The organism is Eubacterium sp. CAG:161 (genome assembly GCF_000432355.1).
Taxonomy (GTDB): Bacteria; Bacillota; Clostridia; order Lachnospirales; family Lachnospiraceae; genus Eubacterium_G; species Eubacterium_G segne.
On record NZ_HF991871.1, the window covers coordinates 84,798 to 106,708 of the forward strand.

Below are 21,911 nucleotides of genomic sequence, written 5' to 3' on the forward strand. Positions count from 1 at the left end.
AAGACATTGTGATACCGAAAGGCATCAGCAAGTGCAGTAGTGGTTGAAGCAAGAATCCCCCTGCTTTAGCTGTGGGGAGTGTCAACTATAATTAATACCTGTAAGTGTTAAAAATAGTTTATTATGTAAAAGCAAGGGTTTATACCTTTGCTAATAAAAAAATAATATATGGGAAATGGTCTGATATTAAAGTTATTTCCATAAAAAAATAAAACAGATGTTTTGTTAAAAAATAATTATAATGTTGCTTTACGTTAATTAAAAAATGGGGCTGTGCGATAGCCCCATTTTTTAATTAATGTAAAGCAACTGTTTTGGCTTATTTTCTTTAATACATTTAATGTAGTCCACAATACTTTCAAACCTTTCCTCCACGCCAATGCCGGAGCAGGTAATATCATGATGGTGGCTGTCACCCCCGGCAGTAATTGGAAGATTATATTGTTTTGCATACATATATGCTCTTTCATTTTCTTCGTTATAATTTCCTGCATTGTACACCTCCACCCCGTGTACCTGCTTAGGAAAAAGTCTGATTTTTGGTATATATGGTCTGTCTCTGAAAGGATGAGCATGTATAACCATTCCACCATATTTTGAAACCTCCAAAAACTGCTCCTTTATTGTCCAATGTTCAACTTCAGGGTGATTAAGCAGCCATTCCTTATCAAGTCCATAAACTAAGAAATCCTGTCCATCATATGTTTCTTCCCATCCGAAGAATACCTGAAGACCTATTTTATCTCCATAGTATTTTGCCTCCTCATATCCTCTGCAAAACAGATTAATTCTTTCTTCCCATGGCAAATCCTTTGGTATACAGGTATTTCCCCTAAAAAAATGTTCGGTAATAATAATTCCGGTATAGCCTGCATGCTTGTATTCTAAAGCCTGTCCCTTTCCTGAAATAGTAGCACATGCACTTCCGTGTTTTGTATGTAAGTGTGTTTCGTATTTGTACATTTTATTAAAATCTCCCGGGTTAATATTTCGCTTTTATTGTAAAAAACATTTCTATATAGTATTATAAAGAATGGTATAATACTAAATTAAAGCATATGTGAAACTTATTTTTACAGCTAAATAGTATAACACATTAATATCACAAAAACTACAGAATTAATATAAAAGTCTAGGAGAAATATGAGAAAATTAGCTTTATCAGATGAAATATTGTTAAATATAGAAAAGCCTGCACGTTACATTGGAAATGAAGTAAACATGGTAGTTAAAGACCCTGAAAGTGTAGATATCAGATACGCCATGTGCTTTCCTGATGTATATGATATAGGTATGTCCCATTTAGGTATACAGATTATTTATGACTTATTAAATAAAAGAGATGATGTGTACTGTGAAAGAGTATACTCCCCATGGGTTGATTTAGATAAAATAATGCGTGAGAAAAATATCCCATTATTTGCCCTAGAATCCCAGGATAGTGTAAAGGACTTTGATTTTATCGGCATAACATTACAATACGAAATGTGTTACACTAACATATTACAGCTTCTTGATTTAAGTCAGGTGACCTTACTTTCAAAGGACAGAGGTGAGGATGAGCCTATTGTTATGGGTGGCGGTCCATGTTCTTACAATCCGGAACCGGTAGCAGATTTTTTTGATATTTTTTATATGGGCGAAGGGGAAACTGAATTTTATCACCTCCTTGATTTATATAAAGAAAACAAGAAAAAAGGTGGTACAAGGAAAGAGTTTTTGGAAATGGCTGCGGAAATTCCATGTATGTATGTCCCGGCATTTTATGATGTGACATACAATGAAGACTGCACCATTAAAGAAATGGTTCCTAATAACCCTCATGCCAAAGGTGGCGTGAGAAAAGATATTGTACTTGATTTTGACAAAGTAGAATACCCTGAAAAGCCTCTTGTTCCCTTTATTAAGGTAACACAGGACAGATGTGTTCTTGAAGTACAAAGAGGCTGTATAAGAGAGTGTCGTTTTTGTCAGGCAGGTTCAGTATATAAGCCGTTAAGGGAAAAAAGCCTTGAAAAATTAAAATATTTAGCTACAACCATGCTAAAAGCCACAGGGCAGGAAGAAATTTCCTTAAGTTCCTTAAGCACCAGTGACTATAGTCATTTAAAAGAGCTTATTGATTTCTTAATAGAAGAGTGTAAATCACGACATATAAATATTTCCCTGCCTTCTCTTAGAATTGATGCCTTTTCTTTAGATGTAATGAGCAAGGTACAGGATGTAAAGAAAAGCTCTATAACCTTTGCTCCGGAAGCAGGTACCCAAAGAATGCGTAACGTTATTAATAAAGGACTTACGGAAGAGGATATTTTAAATGGATGTGAACAGGCATTTAAAGGTGGCTGGAATAAAGTAAAGCTTTATTTTATGTTAGGTCAGCCAACTGAAACTAACGACGATGTTGACGGAATAATGGATTTATGCGAAAAAATAGCTGAATTATATTATGAAACAGTGCCAAAAGAAAAGAGAAACGGAAAATGCCAGATTACTGCCAGCACATCTTTCTTTGTGCCTAAGCCTTTTACACCATTTCAGTGGGCACCTATGTGTACCTCCAAAGTTTTCCTGGATAAGGCACGAAGAGTTAATGACAAATTAAAAACTCTGTTAAACAGAAAAAGTATTAAATATCATTGGCATGAGTCAGATATAAGTGTACTTGAAGGTTTACTGGCAAGAGGCGACAGAAAACTGGCCAAAACCATTCTTTATGTATATGAAAAAGGTGGAATATATGATGCCTGGTCAGAATTTCATAATGAAGAATTATGGCAGGAAGCCATTAAAGAAACAAATATAGATGTTGATTTTTATGTAACAAGAGAAAGAAAAGAAGATGAAATTTTCCCTTGGGATTTCATTGATACAGGAGTAACTAAAAATTTCTTACTTAGAGAATGGCATAATGCCCATAATGAAACCGTAACTCCTAACTGTCGTATGAAATGTTCCGGATGTGGAGCAGCATCTTTTGGAGGAGGTATTTGCCATGAAAATTAGAGTGCGTTTTTCAAAACAGGGACAAATGAAATTTATAGGTCATTTGGATATGGTTAGATATTTTCAAAAAGTAATGCGCCGTGGTGAAATTGATGTGGCATATTCGGAAGGTTTTTCACCTCACCAGAAAATGTCTTTTGCAGCACCTCTTAGTGTAGGTGTTTTAAGTAAAGGTGAATACTTTGATATGGAAGTAAACTCCACCCTTTCTACTAAAGAGGCAATAGAAAGAATAAACGAGCAAAACGTTGAAGGAGTAAAAGTTTTAAGCTATAAATTACTTCCTGATAATGCCAAAAATGCCATGGCTGTTATGTCTGCTGCAGATTATTTTGTATATACAGATATATTTACAGACGATGATATTACCGGTTTTATAAATCAGGATTCCATCAATGTAATTAAGAAGACTAAGAAAAGTGAGAAGGAAGTAGATATAAAGCCATTGATATATTCCATCAAAAAAGAGGATAATGGCATTTTTATAAAGCTTGCCCAGGGAAGTGCTCAAAATCTGAAACCAGAATTAGTAGTTACAGCCCTTGAAAATTTCACACAAAAAAGTGATACCTCATATATTTATGAGCGTCTTGATATGTATTGCACTGAGGATGGCAAGCTCATTTCCTTAGATAATATTGGTAGTGATATAGGAGAAAACATTGGATAACAGGCTGATTATAAGTGATTTTTATAATAACATATTACTTGGATTTTATTTTATTAATGATGAATTGTATCGTATTCAAAATTTCAGTGACAATTCATTAATAGGTAATATCTATTGCGGATATGTTAAGGATGTTGTAAAAAATATTGATGCAGCTTTCGTGGAATTCGGGGACAATTTAAAAGGATTTCTTTCCCTTAAAAATATAGAGAAAAAGCCAAAGTCCGGGGGCAAAATTTTAGTTCAGGTTGCAGGAGACAAAATAAAAACCAAGGACTATGCCCTTACCTTAAAGCTAAACCTTTCTTCTGATAATTTGGTAATGGTAGTAGGTGGCAGTGGAATAAGCATATCAAGAAAAATCACGGATAATGACACACGCAACCGGTTAAAGTCGTCCCTTTCCTCTCTTGACACCGGGGAATATGGATTTATTTTACGAACTTCCGGAGCCGATTGTTCCATGGAGGATATATTAGCTCAGGCTGATTTATTAAAGAAACAATATGAAGATATATTAAGGAAATTTAATTTTTCAACTTCTAAAGCTTTGCTTTTTGAAAACAACAAAATTGTTAATGCATGTAATGAATTTATAAATAAATATTCAGGAGAAATAAAAACAGACAATGAAAATGTTTATAAATTTCTTACAAATAGCCGGATATCTGCAACTTATTTTACAGATACTTCCATAAGCTTATGTAACAAATATGCTTTAGGAAAACATTTGAAAAATGCATTATCAAAAAAAGTATGGCTTAAGTCAGGAGCTTATCTGGTAATTGAAGTTACGGAAGCGTTAACTGTAATAGATGTAAATACGGGAAAAGCAGAATTTCGTAGTAACAAAGAAAAAACATTTGAAAAAATCAATCTTGAGGCAGCCCTTGAAATTTCTAAGCAGCTTAGGATTCGTAATATTTCAGGAATTATAATTGTAGATTTTATAAATATGTCTAAAAAAGAAAGTTACCAAAATCTTGAAGACATCTTAAAATCATATGTTGACTGTGATTACGTTAAATGTAATATATGGGGAATGACACATTTAGGCTTAATGGAAATTTCCCGCCAAAAAAAAGAAAAGCCATTAAATGAAATAGTAGGTGATAAGTAATGAAACATAAACAGATAATTAGTGTATTGTTATGCATTGCACTGGCATTATCGCTGTTTTGCAGTTGTGGAAAAAAAGAAAAAGCAGAAAAATATACAGATTTGTCATGGTATATAAATTTTTCGTGGTTTAATACAGACTGGGGTAATAACATTGTATCAAAGGCCATTACCAGGAAAACCAAGTGTAACATCAGCTTTATTACACCAACCGGCAATCCCAATGAGAAGCTGGATTCAATGATTGCCTCCGATTCCCTTCCTGATTTAATAACTCTGGGATGGTGGGAACCTGAAATAAGTGAAATGATAAACGATAAAAAAGTATATGCTCTGGATAAACTTGCAGATGAATACGATACTTACTTTTATAACGTTGTAAATGAGCAGGTTGTAAAGTGGCACTCACGACCTAACGGACATTTATACGGCTATCCAAATTCAGCCTGTTCTCCGTCAGATTACGAAAAATATGATAATTTAGCTTCCAATGAAGCCTTTCTTGTAAGAAAGGATATTTACGAAGCCATTGGAAGTCCTGATATGACTACACCTGAAGGCTTTGTTAAAGCAGTAGAAAAAGCAGCCAAAATGTTTCCTACAATTGACGGAAATGAAATGATTCCTGTAGGTTGTACTGAATTTAACGATATAGGCTGTGATTCCTTTGATAATTATCTTTTGGATTTCTTAGCGGTTCCTTACGTTGACAAAAAAGGGAATGCCATTGACCGTTAAAAAAACAAGGACTATATTACATGGCTTAAAGCCTTTAGAAAACTTGGCGGAGAAGGTCTTTTAAAGGATGAAATTTTTGTTGAGAGTCGAACCCAGAAATCTGAAAAAATTAATAACGGACAATACTTCTGCATGATATATCAATATACGGATTTATCTGATCAGGAAAAAAATCTTTATAAAAACAATCCTGATAGCATATACATTGCCGTTGACGGTCCGAAAAATCTTTCCGGTGACGACTACACTCTTCCGGGAACAAGCGTAAATGGCTGGACTGTAACCATGATTTCAAAGAAGTGCCAAAACCCTAAGGCTGCCATAAAACTTCTCACATACCTTTTAAGTGAAGAAGGGCAGAAAATGACATGGTTAGGAACCCAGGGTGAGATGTGGGACTACAACAAAGATGGTGTTCCTGAAATAAAGGATGACGTTAGAAAGCTTCTATACACTGACCGTAAAAAATACAACAGTATATATGGAGGTGATTCCTGTTACTGGATGATGCAAAATGATGCCATGGCATCCCAGTGGATTAAGGATGATCCTGATAATCCCGTTACCCAGCTAAAAAAATGGTCATATCCTTATACAAAAATGGTCATATCCTTATACCACATACGTTGGGCAATATACCATTGTTTTTGACACTTCAACAGATGTTGGAAAAATTAAAAACAAAGCCGAAAAAAAATGGGGTGACGTTTTACCTCTTTTATTACTATCAAAATCCGACAGGGAATTTGATAAAATTTATAACAACTATATGAAAGAAAGATATCAGATGGGATACGAAAGGGTGTTAAGTGCCCTTACATTAAAAATACAGGAAAATATAGAAAAGTTAGGTTTAGATAAATAAATGAAACGTGTTTCTAATAAAATCAAATTTAAAATGCATATAAACTCCCTAAGCGGCAAAGTAATTATTATAATTACCACATTTATAATTTTATGTGCCGTTTCCTGGACTATTATTATGTTTATAAACATGAGCGGCAATGCCAAAGATATTGCATTAAAAGACGAAAAAATTTATATGAAAACTTTTTTGCAAAATGCCAATGATATACAGGAAGTTTGTAATTTAGCCAAACAGACAATAGAACAAAATGACTCCATTAAGGATTATATAAAGTTAAGACAAAAAGGTGAGGAATTAAGTTCTTCTGAAAAAATCAATTTTTACAAAAAAGAACTGTCTGCCCTTGAAACCATGACCACTATTAATCCTTACATATATCAGGTGCGGCTTTTTGTAAACGCTGACATTACAGAGAAAAAACCATCATTTTACAAAATAAGACGGCTTTCAAATATGGACTGGGCAGATACTTATAAATACAGTCCATGGCAGATAGATTATTTAGATAAGGTGTTTCCTGATAGTGTAAATAAAAACTCTCACCTGATAGGTTTAGTAAGCCAGATAAAAGATGACAACGGCAGACTCCTTGCTATTTTAGAAATATCAACGCCTCTTGAAAATATGTTTTCAGGATATTTTGACGAAAATAACAGTGAACTATGCTGTTTTGTGGACAATAACGGTGGCATTTATTCTTCAGACAAAAACAAAAAGATTTTTGATAAAAACAGAAAAAAACTGTTTGAATTTACATATAAATTAAAAAACAAGTCAGTTTTTGCAACTTTTAACAATCAAAGCTGTATTGTTTCTGTATCTGATTTACCTTCCATGAATGGATGTTTTGTACATATAAAAGGAATAAAAGATACCGTTGACTCCTTTTATATGAGCCAGATACCTTACTTGTACGTTATGCTTATTTCAACGGCAATATTCATAATTATTGTATTTTTTATGATAAGAAATATTTTTAGAAGATTTAATATTCTAACCAGTGAAGTTGCCCAAATTGAAAATGGCGAGAACATTAAACTTACAGAATCAGGAAATGATGAAATATCAGAGCTTGGTAAACAAATAAACAAAATGGTTGTTTCCCTTGATGAGTTAAACCGGGAAAATACCCAAAAACAGCTGCTGGTAAAAAATGCAGAGATTAAATCCCTACAAAATCAGATAAATGCTCATTTTATGTATAACGTTCTTGAAACAATAAAAATGATGGCTGAAATTAAGTCTGAGTTTGAAATATCAGATGCCATTACATCCCTGGGGCAAATGTTCAGATATAGTATGAAATGGACCTCAGGTATGGTAGAATTAAGTGAGGAGATTCATTACATACAAAATTATTTAAATCTTCTAAATTTAAGATTTGACTACGAAATATATTTGTCTCTTAATATACCTGATAAATATATGAAACTTAGAATACCTAAAATGTCTCTACAGCCTTTAGTAGAAAATTCCGTATACCACGGTATTGAAAATATGGCAGAAGACACTTATATTTATATTAAGGCATTTGAAGAAAATAATGTAGTCAATATAGAAGTATCCGATGCCGGTGCAGGTATGTCCGAAGAGAAATTACAGGAACTTAGAGAACGTATAAATGCCGCTGATGGAGTTGATGAATCTAAGGAACACGGACGTGCTTTATATAACGTTTCTAAACGACTAAAAATGTACTTTGGAGCCGAATACGGTTTACAGATTTTTTCAAAAGAAGGCGTATACACAAAAGTGCTTATAAAAATACCACTTGACAAGGAGAATCAATAATGAAAACTTTACTTTTAGTTGAAGATGAGAAATTAATAAGGCAGGGCGTTCGCTCTATGATTGAGAGAAGCGGTGTGGAAATAGAAAATATTATTGAATGTAACAACGGTGAAGCTGCTCTTGAAATTCTAAAAAATCAGGAAGTGGACGTAATGTTTACAGATATTAGAATGCCTAAAATGGATGGAATTACATTAGTAAGCAAAGCTTCAGAATTTAAGAAGAAGCCTTTAATAGCCGCAGTAAGTGGATTTGATGATTTCGACTATGCGGTAGGTATGCTTAAAAACGGAGTTCAGGAATATATTTTAAAACCTGTAGATAGAAAAAAAATCACGGAAACATTAGTTAAGTTTGAAGACATCTATGAAGCAGAACAGGAAAAATACATGCAGGAGCGTAACGTAGCCTTCCAGCAGCTTAAATATATGATTTTCTGCGATGATATTACCGTGGCAGAACTTGAAAACACATGCCATATAATACACAAATACATTCCTTTTGATAAGTATGCAGTATTTTGTTTTAGTGCAAAGGAAGACGATAATGAATTTACGGAAAAGGATAAGTATTTCTATGTTCAGGGGCGTGACTCTCTTAACTTTATTATTACTGATGCCCAATATTTTAACGATGTTAAAGCCAAACTTCAGCATTACTATGTTGGTGTAAGTTTAGTATATGAAAATTTCTTTGACGTTAAACAGGCTTTTTGCGAAGCTGCACAAATGAGAAGATTTTCCTTTGAAAAATGCGAAAAGTTAGTAGATGCAGATGGTTTCAAAGAACTTCCTAAAGACTTTGAATATGGTGTTAAATATATGATGCAGACAGCCAATCTTATTTGTTCAAACAAGTTAGAGGAAGCTATATCACAGCTTACTGCATTTTCAGAAGGTGTAAAGTCCGGCAAATACAACATTAATGAGTTTCAGGAGCAAATGAAAATAATTATAAGAACCACAATGAAGGTTTATAAAAATGTTTTAGCCAACAAAGAAGAGGACATTAATGAATTAGCTGATATATATGCCTTTGAAACCATTGATGTATACATGGATGTGATAAAAGAATGGATTAACCATTTTAACGAACTTGTAGGTCAGGATATAGACGAACACAAAACTAATATAAAAATGCAAAAAGCTATTGAATATATAAAGGAAAAATATGCTACAGACTTGAATATGGCTGTTGTTTCTAATTATATATCCATGAATTATTCATTATTTTCTTATACATTTAAGCAGTATACCGGAACTAATTTTGTCAACTACTTAAAAAACATCCGTGTTGGAGAAGCAAAAAAACTTCTTACTGAAACAGATATGAAAATAAATGAAATTTCTCAGGCTGTAGGATACGACCATGAAAAACACTTTATGAAAACCTTCAAAAGTATTACAGGTCTTACTCCTTCACAGTACCGTAATAATTTAGGTTAAATCTAAAGGAGAAAGCAGAATGAAAAAGTGCAAAGACCAAAAAGGTACTAAAGCGGACAAGAAACAAAAAGGTGGATTTAAAAAAATGCTGATAAAAATTTTCCTATGGATACTTTTTATTTGTCTCGTAACACTGTTAGCAGTTGTTGGTATAAATCTGTACATGACTAACTCTGTATCCGAAAATGTCATTTCATTAGAGGATGCTAAAGATATGGATGCTGACTGCATTATTGTTTTAGGTGCCGGAGTGAGAAAAGACGGCTCACCTACTAATATGCTTGAAGATAGAATTATAATCGGTGACAGATTATATAAGGACAATGCAGCCGGTAAAATACTTATGTCAGGGGATCATGGCAGAGAAAATTATGACGAAGTAAATACCATGAAAAATTACGCAATTAACGAAGGTGTTCCTTCAGAGGATATATTTATGGATCACGCAGGTTTTGAAACCTACGATTCAATGTATCGTGCAAAGGAAATTTTTGGTGCCAGAAAAGTGATTATTGTTACCCAGAAATATCATTTGTACAGGGCTCTTTATATTGCCAAAAGCTTAGGACTTGATGCCTATGGTGTATCATCGGATTTACGGTACTACAGCAAAAAAATGATATATTGGCAGTTTAGGGAATATATTGCAAGGATAAAGGCATTTGGCAAGTGCATTGCCCGTCCGGAACCTAAATATTTAGGTGATAAAATAGACTTAAAGGGTAGCGGTGACATAACTAACGACAAATAAACTACAACAACCAAGGGAGGCTATAATGGATAAAAAATCTATTGGTGAATTACGAAGAAGACTAAAGAAAGACAGCTGCACATTTACAAAAATGTGTGGATGTTATGTAAATGATTCAAAAAATAAAGTTATAAAATTAGATGAAACATTTTTAAATTTGGAAGATGAAGAATATTATAAATATTTAGAAATTGCAAAAAAAGTTTTATCCACAAATGTTGGAAATAATATACTTGAACTGGATTTCCCACTTGAAGAAGAACAGCCGGGAGGCCATCAGCAGTTCCTTTTAGGAATTAAGAAAAGCGGTTTAAAGGATCAGGGATTATTGGATGCTTTCTATGACATGGTTATAGAAAAATATGACTCTTTAGGCAACTATCTTATTTTACTGTTCCATGATGTATATGACGTTATGACTAAAACAACAGATAATAACAAGCTTGATGAATCAGAAGAAGTGTATGAGTACATAATATGTGCCATTTGTCCTATGATTTTATCAAAGCCGGGACTTGGATATAACAAAAGCGATATGCGCATTGGAACCCTTAACAGGGAGTGGATGGTTGGAATGCCTGAAACAGGATTTATTTTCCCGGCATTTAACGAAAGAAGCAGTGACATTCATTCAGTATTAATGTACACGGCTGACAGCAAGAATCCTCATAATGAGTTAATTCAGGATATACTGGGATGCCGTGAGAAACTTACCTTTGTCCAGAAGCAGAACGTACTTTGCGATATGGTATCTGATGTAACTTCTGAGGATGATTTAAAAGAGGTTATGGAATCAGTTAATATTGAACTGGCGCAAATTTCTGATTCAGAGCCTGAAACAGTAGTAAACGAAGAAAATATAAAAAGTGCCCTGACTTATGCAGGAATAGAAGAGAATAAAGCCGACAAAATCGGTAAAGAATATATTACTGCAATAGATAAAGACGAACTGCCTCTTTTAGGAGATATTATTCCTAATAAAGCAGTAAAGGCAGTAAAGGACAATAACGAAAAAGTGCTTTTAAAAGAAGAAATAAAAGAGCTTAACAGAAAAATTGCCCAGGCCTATGATACAGAGGGAAGTGATATAATAATTAAGGTAAACGATGAGAAGCGTGAACTTATACGCCAGGAAGATATTGACGGTGAAACCTATTTAGTTATTCCAATATCTCAAAATGACAGTATAAAAATAAATTAATAACCTAAATCATGTAATATATCGTCAAAAATCAATTGACATCTACATCTTATGATGTTATTATACAATGGTATGCCGCTCAGTGTGGTTATAAGTACTGCATATGCAGTCACCGAAGCTGGCGAGTAATGAGTAATAGGAGGTGCCCATAATGTACGCAGTTATAGCAACAGGTGGTAAACAGTATAAGGTTTCTGAAGGCGAAACAGTTAGAGTTGAAAAGCTCGGCGTTGAAGCTGGAAACAAGTTTACTTTTGATCAGGTTCTTTTGGTTAGCGGTGATGATGTTAAGGTTGGTAACCCAACAGTTGACGGTGCATCAGTTGAAGCTACAGTTGTTGGCGATGGCAAGGCTAAGAAAGTTATCGTTTACAAGTACAAGAGAAAAACCGGATATCATAAAAAGAATGGTCATAGACAGCAGTATACAGAGCTTAAGATTGACAAGATCAATGCATAGTGAAGGTATAAGATATGACAAACATTACTATTTATTGCAGTAATAATGATTATGTTGGTTTTCGTGTAAGCGGACACAGCGGATATTCGGAAGCCGGATATGACATTGTATGTGCAGGCATTTCTGCTTTAACCATTAACTGCATGAATTCCATTGAAGAACTTACTGAAGAAAGATTCAGTGTTTTTCAACATGAGGATGACGGCGTTATTGATTATATGCTAGACGACAAGCCCGGCATGGAAGCAGAAATTTTACTTAAATCTCTTGTTTTAGGACTTAGGGATTTGGAAAAAGAATACAAAGATTTTATATCATTAGATTATAAGGAGGTATAGCTATGATGAAGATGAACCTTCAGTTCTTCGCTCATAAAAAAGGTATGGGTTCTACAAAGAACGGTAGAGACTCAGAGTCAAAGAGACTTGGTGCTAAAAGAGCAGACGGACAGTTTGTTTTAGCAGGAAACATTCTTTACAGACAGCGTGGAACAAAGATTCACCCGGGCGTTAACGTAGGACGTGGTGGTGACGATACATTATTTGCTACAGCTGATGGAATCGTAAGATTTGAAAGAAAAGGCAGAGACAAGAAACAGGTTTCTGTTTATCCGGTAGCTGAATAATTTATACACGAACAGTATTGGGCTTCAAATCAGGTTTTGATTTGGAGCCTATTTTAAATAATGGAGGATTTATCATGTTTGCAGATTTTGCTAAAATTTTTATCCAATCCGGAAAAGGTGGAGACGGACACGTCTCATTTAGAAGAGAATTATATATACCAAACGGTGGCCCAAACGGTGGCGACGGTGGAAAAGGTGGAGATGTAATATTTGAAGTTGATAAAGGACTTAATACTCTTTATGAATTCAGACATAAACATAACTACAAAGCGGAACCGGGACAGGAAGGCGGAAAACAGAATAAAACAGGTAAGAATGGTGCAGACCTTATTATAAGAGTTCCTGAAGGTACCATTATAAGAGAAGCTGAAACCGGCAAAATTGTTGCAGATATGAGTGGCAAAAATCAACGTGTCATTGTACTTAAAGGTGGACGTGGTGGTAAGGGAAATCAGCATTACGCCACAGCTACAATGCAGGTTCCAAAGTATGCCCAGCCGGGTCAGAAAAGCATGGAATTAAATGTTACCCTTGAATTAAAGAGTATTGCCGATGTAGGACTTGTAGGTTTTCCAAATGTAGGTAAATCAACTCTTTTATCAAGAGTTACCAATGCAGACCCGAAAATTGCCAACTATCACTTTACAACATTAAATCCTAACCTTGGTGTTGTGGATTTAGATGGTGGAAGGGGTTTTGTAATCGCAGATATTCCGGGATTAATTGAAGGGGCATCTGAAGGAGTAGGATTAGGTCACAAATTCTTAAAGCATATTGAAAGAACCAAAGTAATCATTCATATGATAGACGCAGCTTCCGTAGAGGGACGTGATCCTATAGCTGATATTAAGGCTATTAATAAGGAGCTTGAAGCATACAACCCTGAACTTCTTACCCGTCCTCAGGTTATAGCTGCCAACAAAATCGATGCTATATATGGTGACACTAACGAGGTTATCGATAAAATCAAGGCAGAATTTGAACCGGAAATTAAAGTATTTCCAATATCTGCCGTAAGCGGTAAGGGACTTAAGGAATTATTATTCTATGTAAGGGAAATGCTTGATCAGTTTGATGATGCCCCAACAGTATATGAACAGGAATATAACCCTGAAGATTACCAGTTAGGAATTGAATTGCCATACACGGTAGAAAAAATCAAAGACGGACTTTATTCTGTTGAGGGACCTAGAATTGAACGTATGCTTGGTTATACAAATATTGATTCTGAAAAAGGATTTATGTTCTTCCAGAACTTTATGAAGGATAATGGCATATTGGAAGAATTGGAAAATCTCGGTATAAAAGACGGTGATACAGTAAAAATTTATGGTCACCAGTTTGATTATTACAAATAAATGGAGAAAAAAATGAATAGTAAACAGCGAGCATATTTAAGAAAAATTTCAGCAATGGAACAGCCTATATTTCAGGTTGGTAAGTCCTCCGTAACACCGGAACTTACATCAGCCATTGATGAAGCCTTGGAAAAAAGAGAATTAATTAAAATAAACATATTAAAGAACTGCTTTGATGACTGCCATCAGGTTGCTCAGGTTTTAGCTGAAAGAACAAAGTCAGAAGTGGTTCATGTTATTGGTCGTAAAATTGTATTATACAGACCTGCAAAAGAAGAAAAGAACAGAAAAATCATTTTACCGTAATTAAAGGAGTGCGTAATGAAAGTCGGTATACTGGGAGGAACTTTTGATCCCATTCATAATGCTCATATTACAATTGCAAAAGAAGCGCTTAAGCAATTTAATCTTGATGAAATATTAATTATGCCAACTCCTTATCCTCCTCATAAGGATAAGAACAAAATAACAGGCAATTTTCACAGGGCAAATATGATTAAGCTTGCCATTGGTTCACTGGACAAAATCAGATTTTCCGATTTTGAGCTTAACAGTCATGATGTAACATATACAGCAGACACTCTTCATATGTTAAAGGAGCTTCACCCTGAAAATGAATATTATTTTATTATGGGAAGTGATTCCATTGCCTCTTTTAAAAGCTGGTACAGACCTGACGTTATATTAAAGTTTGCTAAGCTTATTGCCGTTAAGCGTGACGACGAAAGTTCAAAAAAAATGGATGTTAATATTTCTGAAATAGAGAAGGAGTACAATACTCATATTGGTATTCTTTCCATGCCTGCAGTTGATATTTCTTCAAGTTATATCCGCTGCAACAGTTATGAAGCCATAAAATCCATGGTCCCTGAACCTGTATACGAATATATTGTAGAAAATAATTTATACAACAACAATAACAATGTAAATAAGGCATGGTCCATTAATAAAATCAAGGAAGATTTGGAAAGTTTATTGAAACCTTCCCGTTTTAAACATATTTTAGGAGTTGCAGACACAGCCAAAACCATGGCGGAGCATTTTAAGGTAAACCCTAACAAAGCTTATTTTGCAGGTATTCTTCATGATTGTGCCAAATACATGAGTGATTCTGAGCTTTTAAATATATGTTATGAAAACAATATAGAAGTATCTGATTCAGAAAAGAAAAAGCCTGATTTGTTACATGCTAAGGTAGGAGCTTTTATTGCCCAAAAGAAGTATAATATTACCGACCCTGAAATATTATCTGCCATCCGTTGGCATACTACAGGCAGGGAAGATATGACTGATTTGGAAAAAATAATTTTTTCAGCAGATTACATTGAACCGGGACGGACAAAGCAGCCTAATTTAGATTATTTAAGAAGCATTTCTTTAAAAAATTTAGATTTACTTGTGTATGACATATTAAAAGACACCATGGATTATTTACAGGTAAATTCAGCTGATTTAATTGATGATAACACAAGTAAAGCATATTCTTATTATAAAAATGTAATTAACGAAAATAAGGAGAATTAATACATGACCTCAAAGGAAATGGTAAAAATTGCCTATAATGCAATTGATGATAAAAAAGGAATGGATATTTCCATAATTGATATTTCGGAAATTTCAGTTTTGGCTGATTATTTTATAATAGCCGGTGGAAGTAATATTAACCAGATAAAAGCCATAGCTGACAATGTTGTTGAACAGTTAGGTAAAGAAGATGTTCACCCAAAAAGCATTGAGGGATATAATAATGCCAACTGGATTTTAATGGATTATAAGGATATTGTAGTTCATGTATTTAATCAGGACGACAGACTATTCTATGATTTGGAAAGAATCTGGCGGGATGGCAAAACCGTTAATATAAACGAACTTTAGGAGATGAGATATAAATGTGGGCATATGAGAGTGTATTTTATCAGATTTATCCCTTAGGATTTTGCGGTGCACCCTTTGAAAATGACGGAGTTTTAACCCATCGTATTACAAAGGTTGCCTCATGGATTCCCCATATCAAAGAAATAGGTGCCAATGCCATTTATTTTTCACCTATATTTGAATCTGATACTCACGGATACAATACAAGAGATTATAAGCAATTAGACGTAAGATTAGGGGATAATTCCGATTTTAAGGAATTGTGCAGTCAGTTGCACTCCAACGGAATAAAAGTAGTTATTGACGGCGTTTTTAATCATGTAGGACGTGGTTTTCCGCCATTTATGGATGTGATAAAGAATCGGGAAAACTCACCTTATTTTCATTGGTTTAATATTGATTTTAACGGGAATTCAAACTACAATGACGGTTTATGGTACGAAGGCTGGGAAGGCAATTATGACCTTGTAAAACTTAATCTTTACAACAACGATGTAGTAGAATATCTTTTAGATGCCGTAACCTTCTGGATAAAAGAGTTTGACATTGACGGAATACGTCTTGATGTAGCATATTGTCTTGATTTTGACTTCTTAAGAAGATTAAGAAAACATGTTGATAGTCTTAAAGATGATTTCTTTTTAGTAGGAGAAATGCTTCACGGAGATTATAACCAGCGCATGAATCCTGAAATGCTTAACAGTGCCACTAATTATGAATGCTGCAAGGGACTTTATTCCAGCTTTAACAGCATGAATATGTTTGAAATTAATCATTCACTCCTTCGTCAGTTTGGTCCGGAGAACTGGACTCTTTACAAAGGAAAACACTTGTTGTCATTTGTAGATAACCACGATGTTACAAGAGTGGCAAGTATTCTTTCCAACGAAAATCATCTGCCGCTTATTTATGCACTTTTATTTGGCATGCCTGGTATTCCTTGTATCTATTATGGAAGCGAGTGGGGTGAAAGGGCAGATAAAAATCAGGGAGATCCTGCTTTAAGACCAAGCTTTGATAAACCTGTTTTCAATGAATTAAGTGCCTATATTGCAAAATTATCCCACATAAAAAAGAGTCAGCAGGCATTAAATTATGGAGATTTTACATCAGTTGTTCTTACAAACAGACAATGTATATTTAAACGAAGCTGTAATGGTGAAAATATTTATGTGGCAATTAATGCAGATGAGAACAGTTTCAGCTGTTCCTTTAATTCAGAAAAAGACACTTTTACAGATTTGATTTCAGGTAATAATATAGCTGTAAAACCTGATTTTGAAATGAAAGGTTACACAGCCTATATTTTAAAATAGATATTTAACATTTACTTAACATTATATGTATATTTTTGTATTACCATATAATGGTTTAAGAGGATTATATCTTTGCAGTATACTGCAATATTATATAAATAAATTATTAACGAAGGGAAGTAGATAATATGGAAAAGACAGCAAGAAAATTAGTTCCTGTCACATTACTTACAGGCTACCTAGGAGCCGGCAAAACAACATTACTTAACCAGGTTCTTTCAAATCAGAAGGGATATAAGGTTGCTGTTATTGTAAATGATATTGGCGAGGTAAACATTGATGCCTCATTAATTGCCAAGGGCGGACAGGTTACCCAGAAAGATGACAATTTAGTTCCACTGCAAAACGGTTGTATTTGCTGTACTTTAAAAGTTGATCTTATTAATCAGATTGTTGATTTAATTGGTTCAGGAAAGTTTGACTATATTTTAATTGAAGCCAGTGGTATTTGCGAACCAATTCCTATAGCTCAATCCATTACGATGTTAGACGGTTCTTATGACAAGAGAGCAAAAATTGCCCGCTTAGACAATATTGTTTCAGTAGTTGACGTTGCAAGGATGGCAGATGAGTTTGGTTGTGGTGAAAATCTTGTAAAAGATGACATAGATGATGAAGATATTGAAAATCTTTTAATTCAGCAGATTGAATTTTGTAACACCATTATTTTAAATAAAGTTGATACAGTTACACCTGAACAGCTTGCCAAGGTTAAGGCAATTATCAGAAAGCTTCAGCCAAAAGCTGTTATGCTTGAAACAACATACGGACAGATTGACGTTGATGAAATTCTTAACACTAACAGATTTGATTTTGAAGATGCAAGTATGTCTGCCGGCTGGATTCAGGAATTAGATTCATACGATTACAGTGAGGAAGATGAACGCCGCAAGCACCATGAGGAAGTGGAGGAACATGATGAGCATGAACACGATGAGCATCATCATGACGAGCATGATCACGACCATGACGAACACGGTCATCACCACCATCATCACCATCACGGAGAGGGTGAAACGGAAGAGTACGGCATCGGCTCATTCGTTTACTACAGAAGAACTCCTTTTGAAAAGGAAAAATTTGAGGACTGGCTTGACAATATGCCAAAAACAATTATAAGAAGTAAAGGTCTTATCTGGGCAGCTGAAGATAACAATAATGCTTATCTTTTTGAGCAGGCAGGAAAGCAGTGCAACATTTCCAATGCAGGTCAGTGGGTTGCTACAGCTCCTAAAAAGGTTCGTCAGAAAATGATGCAGGAAGACCCTACACTTATAGATGATTGGGATGAAAAAGTAGGAGACAGAATGATTAAATTGGTATTTATCGGTCATGATATGGATAAAGAAGGTATCATTGATTCTCTTGATAAATGTCTTGCCTACTAATTTCAAAATTAAATAGAACAGCAAAAATCCGGTATTAAGCAGAAATGTTTAACACCGGATTTTTTATGAATAAGAGCTCATTAATCTCAATAATAAATTAACCATCTAATTTTACATAATATTTCTTCTATAAAGTGCATGTGCCCTTCCAACAATAATACAGTCATTCACAATAATAGGATCCATGTTGTCATTTTCAGGTTGAAGTCTGATATATCCGTTTTCCTTGTAAAAACGCTTAACTGTAACAGAATCATCTATTAAAGCCACAACGATATCTCCGTTCTTAGCAGTATCAGTTTTTTCTATAATAAGATAATCTCCCTCTAAAAAACCTACATTAATCATACTGTCTCCATGAACCTCTAATATGTATGTCTCTGCATTAGGCAAAAACTCTGTAGGTATGGCAAAATAATCCTTAATATTCTCCACAGCAAGCAGTGGTTCTCCGGCAGCCACCCGTCCTATAACAGGTATATTGGTCATTTCCCTTCTGGACAATCCAAATTCATCATCTATAATTTCAATTGCCCTTGGCTTAGTAGGGTCTCTTCTGATATAGCCCTTTTCCTCTAAACTGTTAAGATGAGCATGAACAGAAGAAGTAGACTTTAAGGATACCTTCTCGCATATTTCCCTAACAGTAGGAGGATATCCCTTTAACAAAATTTCATCTTTTATATAATCTAATATCTGTTGCTGTTTTGGTGTAATCTTTCCAGCCATAAAAAAAATCTCCTTTTCATATTTGTAAGTCCCGTTTAATGTACTTAATATATGTTAATATTATCATATATGAAAAGAAAAGGCAATAACAAAATCGAACAAATATTCGAAAATGTTGTTGACAAACATTTGTTCTGGTGATATTATATCAATACAAGATACGAACAAATGTTCACTACTTTTTATAAATACAATTATTCGACGGAGGATTTACATATGAAAGAATCAATGAATTACAACAGAAGGGAAGTTGTTGCACAACAGAAACGTACCCGCATTGCTGAATTAAAGAAGAGAATTATTTTATCCTGTAGCTTTATTGCATTATTGGCAGTAGCTGTTGTTACAGCCATTAGTTTCGTTAACGTAAACGCAACTGTACAGGGAGATAACCCTTCATACAAATATTACACCAGCTATGAAGTTCAGCCTGGAGATACATTAACATCCATAGCACAGAAATACACTGCCAATAGCAATGTTTCTGTTCCTGAATACATATCTGAGGTAAAGAAAAACAATGAACTTTCCTCTGATAACATTACAGCCGGAAACTACATTGTTATTTCATATTATTCTAATGAATATAAATAATCTTTTTATTTATATATTTTTGTTTCTGTGGTAGTAGAATAAGTTATCCGTATGTTATTTTACATCCACATTATAATACCGGAAAGGATGTTTATCCCTTCCGGTATTATTTCCCCAAATACAAACTAAATTATTTTCTTCTTAAAATTAGTCTTTTCTTTTAATCTTTTCTTAACTTGACGGCATTTCTTGCCTTACGGCGTCGTTCGTCTTCAATAGCTGCATAGTGTTTTCTGGTTGTATTTACATCCTTATGTCCTAAAACATCTGCAACCAAATATATATCTCCCGTTTCCTTATATAAAGATGTACCATATGTGCTCCGAAGCTTATGAGGAGTTATTTTCTTTAAATTAGTAATTAAGGAAGAATATTTTTTTACCAATTTTTCCACTGAACGCACACTCATACGTTTTTTCTGTAGAGAGAGGAATAGTGCATTTTCATGGCCTGTTACAGCAATAATATGCTTTCTTTCCTCTATATAATCAAGTAAAGCTTCCTCAACCTCCCTGCCGAAGTATACAACAGTTTCGTTTCCGCCTTTTCGCCTGATTTTAATTCCTGAATTTTTAAAATCAACATCTCCAATATCTATTCCCACACATTCAGAAACACGAATACCTGTACCTAACATCAATGTTAAAATTGCCACATCACGAATCTTTGTTTTTTCATGGAAATACTTTTGATTATCCGTTAATTTATCCCCTGTTTCCACCTCATCTAAAAGATTGCCTACCTCATCTGCATCAAGTCGTACAATCTCTTTTTCGTGGATTTTTGGCATATCAACAATAGAAGCAGGATTAGTGCTTATTTTTTCTTTTTTATAAAAGAATTTATATAAGGTTCTAAGACAACCTAATTTTCTTTTAATTCCACATTCTTTGTTAGTGTGTTCCTTACCATCTGAATCTATATAAAACTTAAGATAATCCAAATATTCTTCAATATCAGTAGCTGTAACCTTATCTAACACATCAAGGGTTATATCATGAATATTAACATTCTTTAATTTCGGATTATTTGATTTTAAGTAATTAAAAAATACTGATAAATCATATCCATAGGCAATTCTTGTCCTAGAAGAAGTAGTAGGCTCAATTCCTCTAAAAAACTCCCCACAAAACGCCGGAAGACTTTTAAGCAACTCCCTAAGTTTTAAATTATTATCTACAATAACCTGATCATGATAATTTCTTTGTGTAGCCATTGTTCCTCCTGAAATCTAATCAAAACCGCCATTTAAAACAGCAGTAAAAAGTCTGTCTTTGCAATTAGGATTTTCCCTGTTTAACTGACGGACTAGAGTTTTAATATATTCCCTTTTAGTATGACCGTCCACCGGACATGGATTTTTAGCCACCGGAAGATTATATTTATTGGCGAAACCAATCACATCCATCTCCGAAACATACATCATTGGACGTATAACATTAAGCCCCATACGGTCAAGATATGTAACAGGATTAAAGCAGTGGAAGCGCCCTTCATAAATCAGTGACATAAGCATTGTTTCAATCATGTCATCTCTGTGATGGGCATATGCCACCTTATTACATCCCATTTTCTTTGCCACATCATTAAGAGAACCCTTGCGCATTTTGGCACAAAGAGAGCAGGGATTAGATTCCTTTCGCTTATGAAATACAATATCACCAATTTCCGTGTCAATTATTTTACATTCCACATCTAAATTCTTACAAAAATCTTTTATAAGATTAAAGTCCTGATTTTTGAATCCTAAATTAACCGTCAAAGCCACAATATCAAACTTTTTAGGATAAAATTTTCTTAAACCACTTAATGCATATAAAAGTGCCAGGCTGTCTTTGCCACCTGATACACCAACAGCAATTTTATCACCGTCATCAACCATAGAATAATCATCCATGGCACGTCTTACATAACTATATAATTTCTGAAGCTTCATAAATTACCTCACCAAAAGCAAAAATAGTACTAAAAATTTTT

23 protein-coding genes are annotated in these 21,911 nt (G+C 34.2%); 19 read left to right on the forward strand and 4 right to left on the reverse strand.

What is annotated here, in order from left to right; genetic code table 11:
* Positions 1–291: 291 nt before the first annotated feature.
* Positions 292–963, reverse strand: a complete 672-nt coding sequence (locus Q5O30_RS06955) for a PHP domain-containing protein (protein WP_021953030.1) — start codon at positions 961–963, stop codon at positions 292–294.
* Positions 964–1,143: 180 nt separating this feature from the next.
* On the opposite strand from Q5O30_RS06955, the gene Q5O30_RS06960 reads away from it, so the two are divergent.
* The 18 genes from Q5O30_RS06960 to Q5O30_RS07040 all read left to right on the forward strand — a co-directional run bounded on the left by Q5O30_RS06960 (position 1,144) and on the right by Q5O30_RS07040 (position 18,611).
* Positions 1,144–3,006: a TIGR03960 family B12-binding radical SAM protein gene (locus Q5O30_RS06960; RefSeq protein WP_021953031.1), complete on the forward strand. Its 1,863-nt coding sequence runs from the start codon at positions 1,144–1,146 to the stop codon at positions 3,004–3,006.
* Positions 2,996–3,676, forward strand: a complete 681-nt coding sequence (locus Q5O30_RS06965; RefSeq protein WP_021953032.1) for a TIGR03936 family radical SAM-associated protein — start codon at positions 2,996–2,998, stop codon at positions 3,674–3,676. The genes Q5O30_RS06960 and Q5O30_RS06965 overlap by 11 nt, the downstream gene beginning before the upstream one ends.
* Entirely contained in the window at positions 3,669–4,796 is a 1,128-nt protein-coding gene (locus Q5O30_RS06970; RefSeq protein ID WP_021953033.1) for a ribonuclease E/G, read from the forward strand. The genes Q5O30_RS06965 and Q5O30_RS06970 overlap by 8 nt, the downstream gene beginning before the upstream one ends.
* The gene (locus Q5O30_RS11710; RefSeq protein ID WP_021953034.1) at positions 4,796–5,533 is read left to right on the forward strand and encodes an extracellular solute-binding protein; all 738 of its coding nucleotides are present in this window, start codon (positions 4,796–4,798) and stop codon (positions 5,531–5,533) included. Before Q5O30_RS06970 ends, Q5O30_RS11710 begins: the two co-directional genes overlap by 1 nt.
* A gap of 15 nt (positions 5,534–5,548) precedes the next feature.
* Positions 5,549–6,184, forward strand: coding sequence for an extracellular solute-binding protein (locus Q5O30_RS11715; RefSeq protein ID WP_370553113.1), 636 nt, complete (start codon positions 5,549–5,551; stop codon positions 6,182–6,184).
* 331 nt (positions 6,185–6,515) lie between these two features.
* On the forward strand, positions 6,516–8,192 hold the full coding sequence (locus Q5O30_RS06980; protein ID WP_302674632.1) for a sensor histidine kinase: 1,677 nt from the start codon (positions 6,516–6,518) through the stop codon (positions 8,190–8,192).
* Positions 8,192–9,637, forward strand: a complete 1,446-nt coding sequence (locus Q5O30_RS06985; protein WP_021953037.1) for a response regulator — start codon at positions 8,192–8,194, stop codon at positions 9,635–9,637. The genes Q5O30_RS06980 and Q5O30_RS06985 overlap by 1 nt, the downstream gene beginning before the upstream one ends.
* A gap of 19 nt (positions 9,638–9,656) precedes the next feature.
* Complete coding sequence (locus Q5O30_RS06990) at positions 9,657–10,388, forward strand: vancomycin high temperature exclusion protein (protein WP_021953038.1); 732 nt, start codon at positions 9,657–9,659, stop codon at positions 10,386–10,388.
* Positions 10,389–10,413: 25 nt separating this feature from the next.
* A complete protein-coding gene (locus Q5O30_RS06995) occupies positions 10,414–11,589 on the forward strand; it encodes a DUF4317 domain-containing protein (RefSeq protein WP_021953039.1) in 1,176 nt (391 codons plus the stop codon).
* Between the two features lie 151 nt (positions 11,590–11,740).
* Positions 11,741–12,049: a 50S ribosomal protein L21 gene (gene rplU, locus Q5O30_RS07000; RefSeq protein WP_021953040.1), complete on the forward strand. Its 309-nt coding sequence runs from the start codon at positions 11,741–11,743 to the stop codon at positions 12,047–12,049.
* Between the two features lie 14 nt (positions 12,050–12,063).
* A complete protein-coding gene (locus tag Q5O30_RS07005) occupies positions 12,064–12,387 on the forward strand; it encodes a ribosomal-processing cysteine protease Prp (RefSeq protein ID WP_021953041.1) in 324 nt (107 codons plus the stop codon).
* A 2-nt stretch (positions 12,388–12,389) separates the two neighbouring features.
* Positions 12,390–12,674: a 50S ribosomal protein L27 gene (gene rpmA, locus Q5O30_RS07010; RefSeq protein WP_118588605.1), complete on the forward strand. Its 285-nt coding sequence runs from the start codon at positions 12,390–12,392 to the stop codon at positions 12,672–12,674.
* A 74-nt stretch (positions 12,675–12,748) separates the two neighbouring features.
* Positions 12,749–14,032, forward strand: a complete 1,284-nt coding sequence (gene obgE, locus Q5O30_RS07015) for a GTPase ObgE (RefSeq protein WP_021953043.1) — start codon at positions 12,749–12,751, stop codon at positions 14,030–14,032.
* Between the two features lie 12 nt (positions 14,033–14,044).
* The gene (yhbY, locus tag Q5O30_RS07020) at positions 14,045–14,338 is read left to right on the forward strand and encodes a ribosome assembly RNA-binding protein YhbY (RefSeq protein WP_021953044.1); all 294 of its coding nucleotides are present in this window, start codon (positions 14,045–14,047) and stop codon (positions 14,336–14,338) included.
* A gap of 15 nt (positions 14,339–14,353) precedes the next feature.
* Positions 14,354–15,556, forward strand: a complete 1,203-nt coding sequence (gene nadD, locus Q5O30_RS07025) for a nicotinate-nucleotide adenylyltransferase (RefSeq protein WP_021953045.1) — start codon at positions 14,354–14,356, stop codon at positions 15,554–15,556.
* A gap of 3 nt (positions 15,557–15,559) precedes the next feature.
* The gene (gene rsfS, locus Q5O30_RS07030) at positions 15,560–15,907 is read left to right on the forward strand and encodes a ribosome silencing factor (protein ID WP_021953046.1); all 348 of its coding nucleotides are present in this window, start codon (positions 15,560–15,562) and stop codon (positions 15,905–15,907) included.
* A gap of 14 nt (positions 15,908–15,921) precedes the next feature.
* Positions 15,922–17,223, forward strand: a complete 1,302-nt coding sequence (locus Q5O30_RS07035; RefSeq protein WP_021953047.1) for an alpha-amylase family glycosyl hydrolase — start codon at positions 15,922–15,924, stop codon at positions 17,221–17,223.
* A gap of 128 nt (positions 17,224–17,351) precedes the next feature.
* A complete protein-coding gene (locus Q5O30_RS07040; RefSeq protein WP_021953048.1) occupies positions 17,352–18,611 on the forward strand; it encodes a GTP-binding protein in 1,260 nt (419 codons plus the stop codon).
* Positions 18,612–18,722: 111 nt separating this feature from the next.
* Here the strand turns inward: Q5O30_RS07040 and lexA are convergent, their stop codons facing one another.
* Positions 18,723–19,340, reverse strand: a complete 618-nt coding sequence (gene lexA, locus Q5O30_RS07045) for a transcriptional repressor LexA (RefSeq protein ID WP_021953049.1) — start codon at positions 19,338–19,340, stop codon at positions 18,723–18,725.
* 216 nt (positions 19,341–19,556) lie between these two features.
* On the opposite strand from lexA, the gene Q5O30_RS07050 reads away from it, so the two are divergent.
* Positions 19,557–19,934 (forward strand): LysM peptidoglycan-binding domain-containing protein, encoded by a 378-nt coding sequence (locus Q5O30_RS07050; protein ID WP_021953050.1) that lies wholly within the window; start codon positions 19,557–19,559, stop codon positions 19,932–19,934.
* Between the two features lie 160 nt (positions 19,935–20,094).
* Here the strand turns inward: Q5O30_RS07050 and Q5O30_RS07055 are convergent, their stop codons facing one another.
* On the reverse strand, positions 20,095–21,150 hold the full coding sequence (locus Q5O30_RS07055) for a tyrosine-type recombinase/integrase (protein ID WP_021953051.1): 1,056 nt from the start codon (positions 21,148–21,150) through the stop codon (positions 20,095–20,097).
* Between the two features lie 15 nt (positions 21,151–21,165).
* A complete protein-coding gene (locus tag Q5O30_RS07060) occupies positions 21,166–21,870 on the reverse strand; it encodes an ATP-binding protein (RefSeq protein ID WP_021953052.1) in 705 nt (234 codons plus the stop codon).
* Positions 21,871–21,911: the final 41 nt, after the last annotated feature.

Excerpts from the sequence above, each read along its gene's own strand:
- Q5O30_RS06960 (WP_021953031.1), top strand. The coding sequence starts at position 1,144 with ATGAGAAAATTAGCTTTATCAGATGAAATATTGTTAAATATAGAAAAG.
- Q5O30_RS07050 (WP_021953050.1), top strand. The coding sequence starts at position 19,557 with ATGAAAGAATCAATGAATTACAACAGAAGGGAAGTTGTTGCACAACAG.
- Q5O30_RS06990 (WP_021953038.1), top strand. The coding sequence starts at position 9,657 with ATGAAAAAGTGCAAAGACCAAAAAGGTACTAAAGCGGACAAGAAACAA.
- Q5O30_RS07055 (WP_021953051.1), bottom strand. The coding sequence starts at position 21,150 with ATGGCTACACAAAGAAATTATCATGATCAGGTTATTGTAGATAATAAT.
- rsfS (WP_021953046.1), top strand. The coding sequence starts at position 15,560 with ATGACCTCAAAGGAAATGGTAAAAATTGCCTATAATGCAATTGATGAT.
- rplU (WP_021953040.1), top strand. The coding sequence starts at position 11,741 with ATGTACGCAGTTATAGCAACAGGTGGTAAACAGTATAAGGTTTCTGAA.
- obgE (WP_021953043.1), top strand. The coding sequence starts at position 12,749 with ATGTTTGCAGATTTTGCTAAAATTTTTATCCAATCCGGAAAAGGTGGA.
- rpmA (WP_118588605.1), top strand. The coding sequence starts at position 12,390 with ATGATGAAGATGAACCTTCAGTTCTTCGCTCATAAAAAAGGTATGGGT.
- Q5O30_RS07040 (WP_021953048.1), top strand. The coding sequence starts at position 17,352 with ATGGAAAAGACAGCAAGAAAATTAGTTCCTGTCACATTACTTACAGGC.
- Q5O30_RS06995 (WP_021953039.1), top strand. The coding sequence starts at position 10,414 with ATGGATAAAAAATCTATTGGTGAATTACGAAGAAGACTAAAGAAAGAC.
- Q5O30_RS07035 (WP_021953047.1), top strand. The coding sequence starts at position 15,922 with ATGTGGGCATATGAGAGTGTATTTTATCAGATTTATCCCTTAGGATTT.
- Q5O30_RS06980 (WP_302674632.1), top strand. The coding sequence starts at position 6,516 with ATGTTTATAAACATGAGCGGCAATGCCAAAGATATTGCATTAAAAGAC.
- Q5O30_RS06955 (WP_021953030.1), bottom strand. The coding sequence starts at position 963 with ATGTACAAATACGAAACACACTTACATACAAAACACGGAAGTGCATGT.
- yhbY (WP_021953044.1), top strand. The coding sequence starts at position 14,045 with ATGAATAGTAAACAGCGAGCATATTTAAGAAAAATTTCAGCAATGGAA.
- Q5O30_RS11710 (WP_021953034.1), top strand. The coding sequence starts at position 4,796 with ATGAAACATAAACAGATAATTAGTGTATTGTTATGCATTGCACTGGCA.
- lexA (WP_021953049.1), bottom strand. The coding sequence starts at position 19,340 with ATGGCTGGAAAGATTACACCAAAACAGCAACAGATATTAGATTATATA.
- Q5O30_RS06965 (WP_021953032.1), top strand. The coding sequence starts at position 2,996 with ATGAAAATTAGAGTGCGTTTTTCAAAACAGGGACAAATGAAATTTATA.
- nadD (WP_021953045.1), top strand. The coding sequence starts at position 14,354 with ATGAAAGTCGGTATACTGGGAGGAACTTTTGATCCCATTCATAATGCT.
- Q5O30_RS07005 (WP_021953041.1), top strand. The coding sequence starts at position 12,064 with ATGACAAACATTACTATTTATTGCAGTAATAATGATTATGTTGGTTTT.
- Q5O30_RS06985 (WP_021953037.1), top strand. The coding sequence starts at position 8,192 with ATGAAAACTTTACTTTTAGTTGAAGATGAGAAATTAATAAGGCAGGGC.
- Q5O30_RS07060 (WP_021953052.1), bottom strand. The coding sequence starts at position 21,870 with ATGAAGCTTCAGAAATTATATAGTTATGTAAGACGTGCCATGGATGAT.